This window comes from uncultured Alteromonas sp. (genome assembly GCF_963976965.1).
GTDB classification, from domain to species: Bacteria; Pseudomonadota; Gammaproteobacteria; order Enterobacterales; family Alteromonadaceae; genus Alteromonas; species Alteromonas naphthalenivorans.
In genome coordinates this window covers 1-16,320 of sequence record NZ_CAXBMP010000041.1, presented here as the reverse complement: position 1 = coordinate 16,320, position 16,320 = coordinate 1, and the positions used below count along the sequence as shown (strand labels likewise).

Sequence of the window (16,320 nt, the reverse complement as noted above, 5' to 3'; positions counted from 1 at the left end):
TTTGATCCGGAACGTTTCCTGCAACTTCTTTGTATATTTACTTTATTACACGGAAGCGATTTCGGGAGACAACATGGTTGATAACAATAATATATTCAAACCAGGTGAAAACTGTTGGGTTAGCAGCAAAGCAAATTTTGTTGCGCCACTCATAGATTGTGGTAACTATTACAAAGCGCTACACAGCGCTATTGTAAAAGCCAAACACAGTATTTTTATCATTGGGTGGGACATTGATAGCCGGATACGCCTTTTAAGAGGTGATGACGAAGCAAACAGTGAAGCCCCGAGTGTTGTCAGTGATTTACTTGCATGGAAAGCAGAAAATAACCCCGACTTAAACATTTACCTGCTACGCTGGGATTCTTCTCTCGCATTTTTCTCTAAACGAGAAATGTGGGCAAAAGAAGTGTGGGAAGAAAAAACCCCAGATAACGTGCAAACCGAGCTTGATGACACCATCCCTATGGGCGGCAGTCAGCACCAAAAAATTATCGTGATTGATGATGAGCTGGTTTTCTCTGGTGGCATGGATATTTCAACGAATCGCTGGGACACCCGTGACCACCCCGTAGTATCTGAAGAACGAGATGGGCCCGACGGTGAGTACCCTCCGCTACACGATGTGCAAATGGTATCTTCCGGTCCAGTAGTGGCTGATTTTTCTAAACTGGTTCGTTGGAGGTGGTTGCGGGTTGCCGAAAGTGAACCGGTAGAGATTCGCGCCCAAGCCGATACGTCTGTAGATGGTCCTATTCCCGACACGTGGCCTGAAGGTTTTCCGCCCATCTTTGAAGAAGTCGACTGTGCGCTAGCTAGAACAATTCCGTTTATGGACGAAGTTGAGCCAGCGCAAGAAGTACGCACCATGCTACTTGATTTAATCGGTCAAGCCGAGTCGCTTATCTACATTGAGAATCAATTTACTACTCGTCAGGAAATTGCCGAAGCGTTGAACAAACGTATGAAGGCACGTCCTGACTTACACGTCATTATTGTCAGTTCTTACGAGCCTAAAGGTAAATTCGAATGTGAAGCCTTTTGGGCAAGTCGCATAGAATTTAAATCTATTCTTGAAAAAGACATCGACCCTAAAAGAGTAAAGTTGACTTACTCGTCGTGCGAAGACTTACAAGGCAGAAAAGCCTACAAGCGCATACATTCTAAGGTAATGACCGTTGACGACAAATACTTAGTGATAGGATCGTCTAACCTAAGTAACCGTTCTATGACACTAGATACAGAAATTGACGTTGTGCTTAGCGGCAACAGCGAGCTAAACCGAGCGGCAATTTTGAATGTTCGTAACGATTTACTTGCTGAGCATACCGGTAGAGATATCTCAGATATGCCTGCACTGTTTGCAGAAGAATATCCTGTTGAAGCATTAATCCATGGGCAAATTGCACACGGATATGTATTAACCGAAGTTCGTGATGAAGTTTTCACTACGCAGTCAGTGAATAATGTATTTCGTTCTTTATCAGATCCAGAGGAGCCTTTAATTTCTATGCCTTCTTTTGATGGTGGGGCGCTACCCGCGCGTAACCCAAGACGTAGAACTATTATGATCATGTTGGGGCTAGCCGTTATTGCTGTGCTCGGTGGCCTGATGTTCTGGGCGAGCCAATCCATTTCGTGGTTAAGTGGTGAGAGTATTAATGCGTTCCTTGAAAAGAGCAGAGGCACTTACTTTGCACTGCCTACGGTATTATTGGTTTATGTAGTGGGAGGCATACTCTTCTTCCCCGTTACCGTATTGTCATTAGCGGTTGCCGCTATCTTCGGCCCTATTTGGGGGCCAATATACGGCATCATGGGTGCCCTGCTAAGCTCTGCTATTTTATTTGCTATCGGTAAACTTTCTGGTGACGCTGGCCTTCGGAAGGTGGGTGGACCGAAAGTAGAAGCATTGGATGAGAAACTGAAACAAAGTGGAATAGTGGGTGTTGCTGCCATTAGAATGTTGCCTATTGCCCCCTTTAGCTTAGTAAACTTAGTTGCAGGTATTTCATCAATTGGTTTATTACAGTTTCTGATCGGTACTTTCTTTGGCATGTTCCCCCCAATGATTGCGAAAGGATTGGTAGGTGACTCTATAACTCAAATCTTCCGCAACCCGTCGGTTGAAACCATTAGCTATTTAGTAGGCGGTATTGTGCTTTGGGGCTTAATGATTTGGGGCTCTCAAAAGTTCGCTCGCTATTATCAAGAATCTCGTCAAAAACGTGCATCGGAAAGTAAAGAATGTGCCGCATAATTAGTTACAACATTCATAGTGGGCTAGGCAGGGACAAGTTACAAAATTATCACCGAATTGGGCAATTTCTAGCTGAATCGGGTGCCGATATTGTACTTTTACAAGAGATGGATACACGCCCATCCGAGCGTGCGATTGAGCGAGATATTGAAGATATTTGTGCTAAAAATGTCTACAACTTGGTGTCTGCCCCTGCCCTGCATGAGCCAAGCGGATGGTATGGCAACGCTATATTGTCGCGCTTCAACGTTATTGAACAAGAAACCTTTGACGTAAGCCAGCAGGGGCGACAGCCCAGAAATGTACAAGTGGTAGTGTTACAAACTGACAAAGGACCCCTTACTGTCGTTAACACCCATAAAGGACTTAAGCGATTAGAGCGCCGCTCGCAATTCGCATTGTTGCATGATTATCTTGAGCAAAGGATGCAAGCCCATCCCATGCCATTGGTATTGGCGGGAGACTTCAATGAGTGGCAATTCTTTTCACGGGCTTTCACCTCGTTGAACAAGCTTTTGAATCAACATAAGGTAGGCGCTACCTTCCCGAGTCAATTTCCAATTTTCTCTTTAGATCGTGTGTGGGTAAGTGACGACATCACGGTTTCAGAATGCAAAAAGCTGACATCAAAAAAGGCGAGCGTCTTTTCTGACCACCTGCCAGTTCAACTCGACATTAGACTTCCAGAAGCCAATACGCCTTTCATTTCTGACTGATCAGTAAACGCTAAGGAGCCTCGCCAGTGTTGCAGCGCCTGCTCACTGGCGACAACTTGTTTTATCACTTTAAGCATTTTTAAGACGGCTTCGTTTAACGGGCTCGTTTTGTTAGTCGCAGCTAGCACCAATCGCTGCATTTCCGGCTCAACTATTTTTAACGTAGAAACCAAGCCCGATTCTTCAAGATGAAAAATGGCCGATGTTGGTAGTATCATTACCCCTTCTCCTTGCATAACTTGTCGCAACCCTGTCATCAACTGCCCCGAATAGGCTAAATTATGCTGCAAATTGACACCCGTCGCTTTTTCATAATGTTCGATAAGCTTGCCTAATGCGTCTTTATTGCCAGGCGATAATAGAGGGAATTGGCTCAACGCCCAAAACGGGATACTTTCTCTGCCCGCAAGGTGGCTGTACTCACTGGATGTTGCTTGATTAGCCATTACCAAGTGCAAGTTTTCACGAATAAGCGGTGAAACCGTCATAAACCTTGGGTCAACGTCTTGCTCGTAGGTTAATGCAATATCGACTTGCCGCCCTTCTAACCACCCCTTTACTGAATACGAAGGGCCAGTACTTATTTCCAATTTTAGTTTTGGATGGTTTTGCTTTACTTCTGCAATAAGCGGCATGGAAAGTACATTACCGATAGACGGAAGCATACCCACTTTTACAGTACCCGCCGTTTTCCCCACTAACTCTCGCAGTTCAGATTTAGCGTTATTAATATCATCCATGAGCCTAGTGGCATGAGTGAGAAACAAGTCGCCCGCTGGGGTTAACGTTACCCCAGAAAAGGTTCGGCTTAGCAACTGCGCCCCCATCTCTCTTTCAAGGCTTGCTAACTGCTGACTAATGGCAGGCTGGGCGATATCAAGCTCACGTGCTGCACCTGCAATACTGCCTTTGAGTACCGTGGTTAAAAAATACTGAAGTTGCTTAGAGTTCAATGTCTAGTTTCCCGAATATGACAGTTTTGTAACACAACGCCATAAAGCACAGGTCGCTTTATTGAGATTAAAATCAGCAAGTTACATGCCACAGACCAGTAAAGCCCAACTAACACTTGTTAATATAAGGTTAAACCCAAAGCTGCTTTTATTTTTTTCATACTAAGCTAGAACAATTAAAGACATTAGAATCAGATAGTTAAATACAGCCTCAATACTTTTCTTATACCCCTCAATATTCTTTTTTCTTTCGCGATTTTAAAAGAATTTTTAGCCTGAGTGTTAATACAGGTAACCACACAAAACATTTATAAGATGCAGGATGCATCAAGGTGGTGCTTGTTATGCCAAACGTGGGCGGCATTAGTCCCTGCTCCAAGTGAAGAATAACAACTCATAACGGCTCGTTTTAGGGAACACACATGAGAAAAAACAAAATACATAATTCAATTGCACTAGCGTTCACTGGAATCACTTTATCTTTGGCAGCACCACTCGCGCTAGCGCAAGAAGCTGAAGAAACCGCAGTAGATACTCAAAATGTTGAAAAAATTGCTGTTGTTGGTGCACGTGGTGCACCTCGCTCAGTAACTAGCTCTCCTGTACCTGTTGATGTATTAAGTGCTGAAGATATTGAAGCAGTAGCCTTCACCGACATGAACAACGTACTAATGACTTTGGTTCCATCTTATTCAGTAGGCCGACAGCCCATTTCTGATGGTGGTACTTTCATTCGTCCTGCAACGCTACGTGGTATGCCCACAGATAAAACTTTGGTGCTAGTTAACTCAAAACGCCGTCACAGAGCAGCGTTGGTATCTATTGGGGGTTCTGGTACACAAGGCCCTGATATCGCGACTATTCCTACCGCTGCGATTGGCAGTGTAGAAGTATTACGCGATGGTGCAGCCGCCCAGTATGGCTCTGACGCTATTGCTGGTGTTATTAACTTTCAGTTAAAAGAGAACACTGAAGGTGGGTCTTTCACCGCTGACTACGGTAGCTATTTTGAAGGTGACGGCGACCAAATTACCATTACAGGTAACAAAGGTTTTGCGTTAGGTGATGATGGTTTTTTAAGTATTTCAGCAGAATATTCAGACAGCGAAGCCACCTTTCGCGGCGAGCAATACTGCGAAGATTGGTTTTGTGTAGATGAACAATCAGAACAATACATTGCAGATGCCGCCGCAATGGCTAGCTCAGTGCATGATTCTGATGTAGTTCAGCCTTGGGGACAGCCAGATACTAGTGGTACTCGCATCTTTTTCAATGCCGGCTATGCATTAACGGCTGAAATGGAGCTTTACGCGTTTGGTAACTACTCTGAAAGTGAAGGTAGCGGTAACTTCTATTATCGTTACCCAGGTAACGGCACTATAGAAGATATTCGGCTAGAAGATGGTTCTATATGGAGCCCTACTGAGTTTTTCCCTGGTGGCTTTACGCCGCGATTTTCAGGCGATGTGACCGACTACTCTTTTGTTGGTGGTATTAAAGGAATGTCTGGCGACTTAGGCTATGACATAAGTGGTCGTTACGGGTATAACGATATTTCATACACCCTTGCCAACACAATTAACCCCTCTATGGGTAATGAGTCACCTACCTCATTTAAACCCGGTGACCTAACTAACGAAGAAACGCAAATTCAGGCTGATTTCACTTACGACTTCGACGAATATATTTTGGCCTTCGGGGCAAGCTATCTTGACGAGTCTTATGAAATTTCAGAAGGCGGAGTAGATTCTTACTTTGCAGGGCCTTACGCAACCTCTGATCCTTGGGGCTTCTGTGACGGAGATGCGGCTAGTGCAGCTGGTTTAGCCGTCATAGGTACCGGTTCAACGCTAAATTGTGCTGACAGTGATGATGCGGTTTATACCGTGGTGGGTGTAGGCTCAAATGGTTTCCCTGGTTATTCACCTGACTACTCAGGTACGTATAGCCGTGACTCTTACGCGGTATATACTGATATTTCTGGTGACATTACTGACGAATTATTCGCACAAGCCGCTATACGTTATGAAGACTATTCAGACTTTGGTTCTGAGGTGGTTTATAAGGTTGCGGGTATTTACCAAATTAATGATGAAATTGCAGTAAGAAGTTCATACGGTACGGGCTTTAGAGCTCCAACGCCAGGTCAGCAAGGTACGACTAACGTATCGACTCGCTTGCCTGATGGCTTTCCTGTTGCTACGGGCTTATTCCCAGCGGGCGGTGATGTAGCGCAAGCATTAGGCGCTGAAGAACTACTTCCTGAAAAATCAACTAACTTCACACTTGGTTTAACCGCTAGCTTTGGTGATCTAACGCTTACTGCCGATTACTACAACATTAAACTAGAAGACAGACTGTACTCAGTATCTACACGAGATGTGTCTACTACGGTAGTCACTGACCCAGACGCTGATGGTTATGATGCCTACCAGAACTACTTGGCACTATCAGGTGCGGGCGTTTCAGGAGCAGAGTCCATTGGGGGTGTATTCTTCTTCCAAAATGCGTTCGATACGGTTACTGAAGGTGTAGACCTCGTTGCCACTTATAAAATGGAAACGACCTACGGTTCAACGATGATTACAGGGTCTATTAACTATAACGATACCTCGTTCGACTCTGATCCTAGCGAATTCTTGGACCCCGAGGACATATACGATTTTGAACATGGTACGCCAGAAATGCGCGGTGTGTTCTCTGTGACACATAGTTATGATGTGTGGTCTGCGGTAGCACGATTGAGTTACTACGGTGAATACGAAAATGTAGGCAGCGATGATGGTACCGTAATCGATGCCGAAACAATTCAAACCTACGGCTCTGAATTTATGTTTGATATTGAAGGGTCATACCTTATCAATGAAAACCTAACGTTATCAGTAGGTGTACGTAACCTATTTGATAGCTATCCAGACCCTTCAACAAATGGTGACGCCTGCTGTGGTCAAGTCTATGACTCAGGATCAGTCGTCGACTGGCAGGGTGGTTACTACTACACCCGCTTAGCGGCAAGGTTCTAAAAACAACTAATACTAAACACCGGCAAATGCCGGTGTTTATGTTTTCACCCCTCGTTTTATAAGTAAAATTTAAAGGTCTATTCATGTTATTAGAAGTATTTGCTGGAGATGTAGTTTCATGGAAATAGAGCTTCTCTGGTTCGTTGTTACTCTTTGTATTACAGGTGCTATTGCTGGCATTACTGCTGGTCTTTTTGGTAATGGCGGTGGGTTTGTTGTTGTTCCCGCTCTATTAGCCGTATTTCCATTTTTTACGCCCCCATCCCAAGAGCTAGTGAAAGTTGCAATAGGCACTTCTTTAGCTTCTATTGTGGTATCGAGTACCCGCTCAGTTATGGCTCACCATAAAAAAGGCGCTGTAGATTTTGATATTCTAAAATCATGGAGCATCTGGATAGTATTGGGCGTAATAGGCGGTATTTATATTGCCAGTAGCACAAGTAGCGATGGTCTAACGGTCGTTTTTGCGGCAGGTGTTTTACTTTATTCTATTTACTTCTTGTTCCCAGAATTTGTCATTCGCCCTGGTGTGGCATTGTCTATGCCTGAAGGTGTGGCTAAATCAGTACTCGCTTTTGTACTAGGGGGCTTTTCGGCCCTTCTGGGGATTGGCGGAGGCACGCCCATGGTAATTACTATGGTTATCTGTCAACGCACAATCCAGCAAGCAGTAGCCACTGCTGCTGGCGTTGGTTTCCTAATAGGTCTTCCAGGCGCTATCGGCTTTCTGTTTATGAAACATCCTGAAACCGCCATTTTGCCCGTAGGAACTATAGGCTATATCAACATTCCCGCATTAGTTGCCATTAGCATTGGTGCCATTATCACTGCCCCAATGGGAGCAAAAATGGCGCATAACTTCAGCGAGAAAAAATTAAAACGAATGTTTGGTATTTACTTAGTAATTGTTTCTAGCGCTATGTTTTACAAGGCCCTATAAACACTTACGATGTTTGAGATAAGGAATTAACAATGTCACATAATGTTTCAAGACGCCTATTTTTGGGTGGTAGTGCTGCCGCTACTGCCATTGGTGCCTCAGGCTTGATTACGTCTGCGGGGCTTCAAGCTGCAACACCCGCTATGTCCAAAGTACTCTATGGCCCTAAGCCAGGTATCGCCAAACTAAATGCTAATGAAAACCCATTTGGGCCAAGTAAAGCAGCATTGAAAGCGATTGCTACTGCTTCTGCAGAGGGCGGCGCATACTATGCCTACCCCGCTGCAATGACGTTGCTAGACATGATTGCGGAACGCCACGGAATTACACCTAAAAATATTTCGTTAAGTGCAGGCTCTAGCCCAATCCTTTCTTATGCAGCCCTTGCGGCAAGCAAAAAGGGAAAAATATTAGGCCCCGATCTTTTCTGGGATACCACCTCAAAAGCACCAGAGAAACAAGGTGCTCCTGAGATTGTTCGGGTACCTAACACGAAAGATTTGGCAATCGATTTGGATGCCATGTATGCAGCCATTGATGACAGCGTTGGTATGGTGCATATCACCAACCCTAACAACCCAACCGGACGCCTTCTAGACCCTGCCAAGCTTCGAGAGTTTTGTATCAAGGCTTCGAAAAAGACGTTAGTACTTGTTGATGAAGCGTATAATGAACTCACCGACGATCCGCCCGCAAACTCAATGATTCCGTTAGTAAAAGCCGGACACAATATTATTGTTGCACGAACCTTTTCTAAAATTTACGGGTTAGCGGGCATGCGTGTTGGTTACATGATTGCCTCTGAAGAAAATACTGAGTGGATAAATCGCTACGGCATGGGTGGCTACACGCTGAACCAAGCAGGTTTAGCCGCAGCAATTGCGTCTTACAATGATGAAGCTTTTCTAACGTTTGTTAAAGATAAAGTTATAGAAGCAAAAGGCTTAGTGATGGATGGCCTCAAGGCCAATGGCCTAACCGCACTTCCTTCTAGTACTAACTTTATTTTTGTGGACCTTGGTAAAGGAGATGCTGAATTATTTAGAGCCGCGATGGCGGAGAAAGATATTCACATCCGCGGTATTTATCGTACCTATACTAATTGGTCGAGAGTAAGTATGGGTAAAATCGCAGATGTGCAGCGGTATGTTGATGCCATTCCACAAGCACTTGAAACGATGACTAAAAAACAAAACGCTTAACTGAGTTAAAACATCGTAATATTATGCGTGCAGCCACGTTAGGCTGTACGCCTCTCTTATTCCCCCCCTTATCAACTAGTATTTACACGTAAAGTATAATGCTCATAAATGCCCTCTTTGTCATATACTCTTAAAGTATCTTGCGCAAATACACCAACCTAGGTTTTAGAATCTCAGTATGTCTACTAAGCTTCTTTCAGGCGCTAAGAAATTGCACACACTGTATTAACAGACGTTAAAGGAGGCTGTTGATGGCACTATCTGTTTTAGTTACTGACGACTCTAAATTGTCACGCCGTAGCGTAAAAAAGTCGTTACCGCCGGAGTTAGACTACGATATTTCAGAAGCAACTAATGGCCAAGAAGCCATAGACTTGTTAGCGGAAAACACCTTCGACCTTGTGTTGCTTGATTTAACCATGCCAGACGTAGATGGCGTGGACGTGTTGGAATACTTATCTAAGCGTGAACAATGCTTTCCTAACGTTATAGTAATCAGTGCAGATTTTCAGCCCGAAAAACAGCGCATCGTTCTATCCTTAGGGGCGAAACGATTTATTAGAAAGCCGTTGGATAAAGAAGAACTGGCAATGACTATGTTTGAGTTGGGGTATTTATGAGCGCAGTAATACCATTAGACGAGGAACAACGCGATGCGCTGCAAGAATTGCTCAATATTTCAATGGGCCAAGCAGCAAATTCACTCGCGCAACTCATTGAAACCAAAATTGATATTTCAATCCCTAAAATAACCTCAGTGACCCCCACTCAGCTATATACCTTGCTGTTTGGTTCTGACGCTACTTTTCATACCCGCCAGTCTTTTTTAGGTGATATTCAAGGTGAAGTGATGTCAGTACTTTCTCGTTCTGGACTGAGCGAGATGGCAAAACTGATGGAGTACAGTGAACCGCTCAGTAAAGAAGATGTAGAAGAAATTATACTTGAGCTGTCTAATATTCTCGCCGGCGCGTGTTTGGCAGGCTTATCAAGCCAATTAGAACTGACCACCAATTTGAATATGCCAACGTTGTTTACCCCTAACAAAGAAAACTTCGATGAGCTAAAGTGGCAACATAGTTTGGTCATGGAAGTACAATTCACTGTCGCTGTTTCATCCTTTTCTATGCGCGTTGTTTTCTGCTTAGATGACGATTCACTGACAAGAATGAAAGATACCTTAGATGAACTACTAGAATAATGTTTGAGCAACTGGTTGAAAAACTTCCGGTTGGAATTGGCATCGTTGATGAAAACTTTTTGGTGGTTTATTTAAACGACTTTTTTAAAGACCGCCTTCCTCACGAGAATCGCGCTTCGTACAAAGATACACCGGTTACCGAAATTTTTAGCGACCAAGGTAAGTTTCTAAAGCGAAGACTAAAATCGGTTTTTGTTCTGCAGCATCCAAGCTTCAGCTACTGGGAGCAGCGCCCTCATATATTTCCGTTTAAAAGCAGTAGGCCGATTACTGGCGAAGAAACACAGATGTATCAAAACATGGAGATATTGCCGGTAAAGGACAAAAGTACTGGGAAAAAATATGCGTGCATTTTTTTACAAGATGTTACCGCGCAGGCCAGTTATTTTCGTACCCAACAAAAGCTATCTGCCGCACTAAAAGAAGAGCACGAAGCTCAACGTAAACTAATTCGTAAACTTGATACCGCCCAATCTCAACTCATTCAAGCGGAAAAGATGGCATCAACGGGTCAATTAGCGGCGGGCATTGCGCATGAAATAAATAACCCTATTGGTTTTATCAACGCAAACCTAGACACCTTGTCACAATATGCCAATAACTTAATATCCATCTGCGATGGGGTAGAAAATCACGTTGCCGGTTTCAACGATGAACTAAAAGAACAAATCAAAAACCTTTTCGAAGCACAACACTATGATTTGATAAAAGACGACATTGAAGAGTTGCTTGAAGAATCAAAAGCTGGCTTAAATCGAGTTAAAGATATTGTCGATAATCTAAAACAATTTTCCCTCGACAGCACACAAGGCAGTCAGGTTGTAGATTTAAACGACGTCGCCACGCAAACCATCAAGTTGGTATCTACCCAATATGCTTCTCACCACTATAAGGTGGAATCTCCCGACCAAAAGATAGAAATAACGGCAAACCCAGGGATGATAAAACAAGCCTTAATGAACATATTACTCAATGCCGCCCAGGCTATTCCAGACAAAGGCTACGTTAAGTTAACACTATTAAAAAATAACGAGAACGTCACAATTAAGGTACTCGACAGCGGTGAAGGTATTGACCAAAAAAATATGAAAAGAGTCTTCGAACCTTTTTTTACTACCCGCCCTGAAGGTCAAGGCCAAGGGTTAGGCTTGTCCACCGCCTATACCATTGTAGAAAAGCACAAAGGAAAAATTTCAGTCAATAGCAAAGTGGGCAAAGGTACAGTGGTTACAATAGCGCTACCTATCATCTCAGAAGCCGAGTCAACTACAGCCCCTGAGTAACATCTATTGTTGCACCCCATACAGATAAAGTCCTTCATCAGATAAATGGCGTGTTATCTTTCCATGAGACAAGAGGTAGTTTAAATGGGACACACACTCGGCTACGGCAAATACGATATTTCTACCACTCAGTTCCCGTTTAAATAAAACAGGTAACAACTCGACAACGGTCTGAGGCTTATTACAAGCCTCTACGAGTGCATTTAAATGGCGATGGTGATGTTCAATAAGCTCATTCACTCGGTCTTTTACCCCAATAAAAGGTTGTCTGTGTGCGGGTAACACCAAGGTTTTTTCCGGTAAGTCAGTGAAAGGCAGTAGCGTAGACAAATAATCTTGTAGCGTATTGCCCTCAGGCTCCGTTGAATATACCCCTATATTGGGCGTGATCTGCGGTAAAATATGATCGCCTGCTAGCAGTATTCCAAGCTCTTTAGAATATAAACATACGTGCTCTGGTGAATGCCCCCTCCCTATCATCACTTCCCATGAGTTACCTTTTAACGTAAGCACATCACTTTGCTTTAATCGTCGATAACTGATTGGAATTGGCGATACAACGTTGCTGTAACCTTTATTCCCAGACATGAGCGACATCACGTCATCGGATTGTAAACCTGCACGGTGATAGTATTGCTCATCCCGCCAAGCAGAGGTGTCGCTTTTCCCCCCAGTGAACGCGCGCGCAGTAAAATACTCAACCTGCGACATGTACAGTGGCACTTTGAATTGGTCGGCTATCCATCCGGCTAAACCAACGTGATCAGGATGCAAATGAGTAACTAAAACCGCTGAAACGGGTTTATCCAATGCGGCAAAAATTTCATTCCACAAGGCTTTAGTTGTATTCGTACCAAGCCCAGTATCAATAACCACCCAGCCATCATCATCTTCAACAAGATAAAGATTAATGTGGTCAAGTTCGAAAGGCAGTGGCATACGAAGCCAAAGTACGCCTTTCGCTATCTCTGTCCATTGACCTGGAGACGGTTGCTCAATTGCTGGGTAATGCATACATCTTCACCTTTTCGCTGGTATACTTACTTCTATAACGATAGGTAGGCAAAAACAAACGTATCTGTTTGATAATCAACTATAGCGTTAAGTAATAGCACTGCTATACCGAGAGTTATTAAGACCTAGCGAGCATTGGTAAACCATTGACCTCTCTCATTTCGAGTAAAGAAAATCGATTGCCCTGTACTATGAGTCCTTCATTATCTCACCAACGAAAATTAACTTGCCGTGATTAGAAAAGGTTACATTCTCAGTAAACACACTATTGCTAAACAAGCGCGCAGTAAGCATAAAGGCGCTTGCGTTGAAGTGTGGGTATCTACCGACGATGGTCCTGTGTGTCTTCAAAGCGCTTTGCAGAAACCCTCATGTTTTGTTGCTACTGAAAACACAAAAAGCATAATAGAAAAAGCCAAGCGGGAAGGTATTGAGGTTGAAGTTTCCTCTGACAGCTTCTTTACCCTAGAGCAAGTGGAAGTAGACACCCTTAAAACCACGTCTGATTCCCACATGCATCAATTAAGGCAGCTTGCTAAAAGCTTACATATCACTTTGTATGAAGCTGATATACGGCTTGCTGATAGGTATTTGATGGAGCGGTTTATTTACGGCTCATTGGAGTTTATTGCGGCTGACGAAACCGCCACATTAATACCTGAGGCGCGAATTAGACCCGCAATCTACACGCCAAGCCTTTACTCGATTAGTATAGATATTGAGTGCGATGAAAATGAAAATCTATTCAGTATAGCACTAGCGTCTAACGACGTTAATGAAGTGATGTTAGTTTCTGCTTCCACTCATCCCAAGACGTTAGATGTTCCAGACACATTTTCACTTAGCCAGTTTTCTACTGAATCAGCACTGCTCACTGCGTTTATAACGCGTATATGTGAAATCGATCCTGACGTTATCTTAGGCTGGAATGTCAAACAGTTCGATATGGCCGTGCTTGCTAGGCGAGCCAAAAAACAAGGCGTGAAATTTACAATAGGCCGAGACAAACGAGAAGCCTTCGTAAGGGACTGGGATGGTCAAACTATTGTGGATATACCTGGCCGCAGTATTGTAGATGGGATTGAAGCACTAAAAACGATGACCTATCAATTTGATTCTTTCTCTTTAGACAATGTTGCACAGCAGTTATTGGGTGATAAAAAGCTCATACAGAGTGAAGACAAGCTTGGGGCAATAAAGGCCTTGTATTACGAAGACCCCTCTTCGCTTGCCAGCTATAACCACAAAGACTGTGTATTGGTAAATGAGATTGCTACAAAAACTCGATTTATAGAGTTTCTTATCTTGAGAGGCACCTTAACTGGGCTCGATTTGGGAAGACCCGGTGGGTCGGTAGCGGCATTTCTAAATGTATATTTACCAAAGTTGCACCGACAACGTTATGTAAGTGGTGTACGCCCCGAACACGGCGGGTTAGCTAGCCCTGGTGGCTACGTGATGAATTCACAGCCAGGCCTGTACTCTGATGTACTTGTGCTCGATTTTAAGAGCCTATACCCGTCAATTATTCGCACGTTTAAGATTGACCCAATGGGACTTGCTGAGGGCCTTAAATACCCAGAACGCGCCATTGAGGGCTTCAAAGGGGCGATGTTTAGTCGTGACAATCATTTTTTGCCCGATATTATTGACAATCTATGGCGCCAAAGAGACGAGGCTAAAAAGCAAAACGATGCTCCCCGCTCGCAAGCAATAAAGATTTTAATGAATTCATTTTATGGCGTATTAGGCAGTGGCGGATGCCCTTTTTACGACCCAAGACTAGCAAGCTCTATTACTCTGCGTGGGCATGAAATAATGCAAACTACCGCAAAGTGGATAGAAGAAGCAGGGTTCTCAGTTATCTATGGCGATACAGACTCTACCTTTGTACATGTAAATAACAACACAACGTTGGGCACGCCTAATGAAACGGGACAGTCGCTAGCAAACACCATCAATCAAAAGTGGCAAAGCAAGCTTCGTGAAGATTATGATATAGACTGCCATTTGGATATTGAATTTGAAACCCACTTTGAAACTTTTTTTATGCCCACAATTAGAGGTTCTGCGTTAGGCAGCAAGAAAAGGTATGCAGGTTTAAAGCAAATTGGTGATAAAAAAGAGCTGGTTTTTAAAGGGTTAGAAAACGTACGTTCAGACTGGACTGAATTAGCTAAATACTTTCAGTATGAGTTGTATCGACGGGTTTTCGAAAAAGCACCTGTATCTGATTTTATTAAACAAACTGTTGATAATATTCGCCAAGGGAAAGAAGACACCAGACTCGTATATGCTAAGCGACTAAGAAAGCCATTAAACGACTACATCAAATCTTTGCCTCCTCATGTAAAAGCCGCGCGCCTTGCAGATGATATTAATCGTAAAACAGGTCAACGATTACGTTACCAACACAATACAACCATACGCTATGTCATGACAGTACAAGGCCCACAAACTACTGAACATCAAATGGCACCGCTTGATTACGACCATTACATCGAAAAGCAGATAATGCCCATTGCAGACAGTATACTTCCGCTCATCAATCTTTCTTTTTCTGAATTAACCAACGAACAATTATCCTTGTTTTCTAACTAAGGTGATGATGTTGGAGCATTCATATCATGAATGTCACCTCAGATGTAATTTGCCTGAATATTTTTCAACCCCCTGTTGCAAGTTAACAAGGTTGATAAACATCTAACTTTTAGGTTTATTCAATTAATAACTAAAAATCAGTAGCTTATTTCAGTGGCATAAACAATGAATGTGATTAAGTGAGTATTTTATTCCTTGCTCTAACCGAGCAAAGTGTTATCACTACAAAAGGAGAATGTGATGAAAAAGCTTACACTATCACTTGTTATAGGCGCAGTAATGTCAACGACCGCAATCGCTGGAGATATCCAAGGTGGTCACAAATCTAAGGTTAGCGCTGATTTTTCTACATTGGATCATGATGGAAATGGACACATCACTAAAACAGAATTAAAAGAAGCAAACTCTAGTAAATTTTTTAAGAAGATGGACACAGACGGTAATGAAAAAGTGTCCCAGTCAGAGTTTGATAAATATGTAAAAAATAACCCTAGCATGTTTTCTGAAGATATCGTAACGCGGGTTAAATCAAATGGCACTACCGATGCAGTGCTAACTCGTAGAATGACGTCATCAACATCTCAATCCATGAATGAGCCTATGATCACCAGTAGCGGCTCAACCATGATGAAAGGCGAAGAGATGATGGGAAAAGAGATGTCCAGTGAAATGAAGTCTGAAGTTACTGCGAAATTCAATAAAGCAGATCGTAATGATGACGGTAAGCTCTCAATGAAGGAAGTTGAAAAGGCTGGCATTGATGGCGATTTTAGTGAAATGGATAAAGACGACAACCAGTTACTAACCAAGATGGAATTTCGTCAGCATTTAACGCAGTAGCTGTTACTCAATAGGTTAATTAGCTATTTTGTACATTAGTGTATGAGATAACAAAAACCCCGTCTTCGCGGGGTTTTTTACTGCCTGTTCACTTTCTATCACGCATAAAAAAAGGGCTATCCGTTACGATAGTCTTCGTTGTGAAGCAATTTCTTCGAATGGGACCTGGCAGTGTGCTACTCTCACATGGGGCTGGGCCACACTGGCTGGGCCGGTCACCGGAACCCCACACTATCCCCACGCCAGTTACTGGTCGCCGAGTCTCGGCATGCGCTAATACGTTTCAC

General features: G+C 43.3%; 12 protein-coding genes. 10 read left to right on the top strand and 2 right to left on the bottom strand.

The window, feature by feature from the left end; genetic code table 11:
- Window positions 1–73 precede the first annotated feature (73 nt).
- Complete coding sequence (locus AAC006_RS19740; protein ID WP_013782675.1) at window positions 74–2,260, top strand: VTT domain-containing protein; 2,187 nt, start codon at window positions 74–76, stop codon at window positions 2,258–2,260.
- Window positions 2,248–2,976, top strand: coding sequence for an endonuclease/exonuclease/phosphatase family protein (locus AAC006_RS19735; protein ID WP_013782674.1), 729 nt, complete (start codon window positions 2,248–2,250; stop codon window positions 2,974–2,976). Before AAC006_RS19740 ends, AAC006_RS19735 begins: the two co-directional genes overlap by 13 nt.
- On the opposite strand, the gene AAC006_RS19730 is transcribed toward AAC006_RS19735, so the two are convergent.
- Window positions 2,925–3,929, bottom strand: coding sequence for a LysR family transcriptional regulator (locus AAC006_RS19730; RefSeq protein ID WP_288389514.1), 1,005 nt, complete (start codon window positions 3,927–3,929; stop codon window positions 2,925–2,927). The two genes, AAC006_RS19735 and AAC006_RS19730, sit on opposite strands and share 52 nt — an antisense overlap.
- A gap of 422 nt (window positions 3,930–4,351) precedes the next feature.
- On the opposite strand from AAC006_RS19730, the gene AAC006_RS19725 reads away from it, so the two are divergent.
- The 6 genes from AAC006_RS19725 to AAC006_RS19700 all read left to right on the top strand — a co-directional run bounded on the left by AAC006_RS19725 (window position 4,352) and on the right by AAC006_RS19700 (window position 11,578).
- Window positions 4,352–6,952, top strand: a complete 2,601-nt coding sequence (locus AAC006_RS19725) for a TonB-dependent receptor (RefSeq protein WP_288389513.1) — start codon at window positions 4,352–4,354, stop codon at window positions 6,950–6,952.
- Window positions 6,953–7,070: 118 nt separating this feature from the next.
- Complete coding sequence (locus AAC006_RS19720; protein ID WP_013782671.1) at window positions 7,071–7,892, top strand: sulfite exporter TauE/SafE family protein; 822 nt, start codon at window positions 7,071–7,073, stop codon at window positions 7,890–7,892.
- 32 nt (window positions 7,893–7,924) lie between these two features.
- On the top strand, window positions 7,925–9,094 hold the full coding sequence (locus tag AAC006_RS19715) for a histidinol-phosphate transaminase (RefSeq protein ID WP_126872623.1): 1,170 nt from the start codon (window positions 7,925–7,927) through the stop codon (window positions 9,092–9,094).
- A gap of 251 nt (window positions 9,095–9,345) precedes the next feature.
- Window positions 9,346–9,714, top strand: coding sequence for a response regulator (locus AAC006_RS19710; protein ID WP_126872624.1), 369 nt, complete (start codon window positions 9,346–9,348; stop codon window positions 9,712–9,714).
- Entirely contained in the window at window positions 9,711–10,295 is a 585-nt protein-coding gene (locus AAC006_RS19705; protein WP_208806257.1) for a chemotaxis protein CheX, read from the top strand. Before AAC006_RS19710 ends, AAC006_RS19705 begins: the two co-directional genes overlap by 4 nt.
- Entirely contained in the window at window positions 10,295–11,578 is a 1,284-nt protein-coding gene (locus tag AAC006_RS19700; RefSeq protein ID WP_208806256.1) for an ATP-binding protein, read from the top strand. The genes AAC006_RS19705 and AAC006_RS19700 overlap by 1 nt, the downstream gene beginning before the upstream one ends.
- A gap of 3 nt (window positions 11,579–11,581) precedes the next feature.
- Here AAC006_RS19700 and AAC006_RS19695 read toward each other — a convergent pair whose 3' ends face one another.
- Window positions 11,582–12,592, bottom strand: a complete 1,011-nt coding sequence (locus AAC006_RS19695) for an MBL fold metallo-hydrolase (RefSeq protein ID WP_013782666.1) — start codon at window positions 12,590–12,592, stop codon at window positions 11,582–11,584.
- A 231-nt stretch (window positions 12,593–12,823) separates the two neighbouring features.
- Between AAC006_RS19695 and AAC006_RS19690 the strand changes: the two genes are divergently transcribed.
- Both AAC006_RS19690 and AAC006_RS19685 read left to right on the top strand, forming a co-directional pair.
- Window positions 12,824–15,193 carry a DNA polymerase II gene (locus AAC006_RS19690; RefSeq protein ID WP_288389512.1) on the top strand — a complete coding sequence of 790 codons (2,370 nt, stop codon included), beginning with the start codon at window positions 12,824–12,826 and terminating at the stop codon, window positions 15,191–15,193.
- Window positions 15,194–15,472: 279 nt separating this feature from the next.
- Window positions 15,473–16,033 carry an EF-hand domain-containing protein gene (locus AAC006_RS19685; RefSeq protein WP_339892323.1) on the top strand — a complete coding sequence of 187 codons (561 nt, stop codon included), beginning with the start codon at window positions 15,473–15,475 and terminating at the stop codon, window positions 16,031–16,033.
- Window positions 16,034–16,320 lie beyond the last annotated feature (287 nt).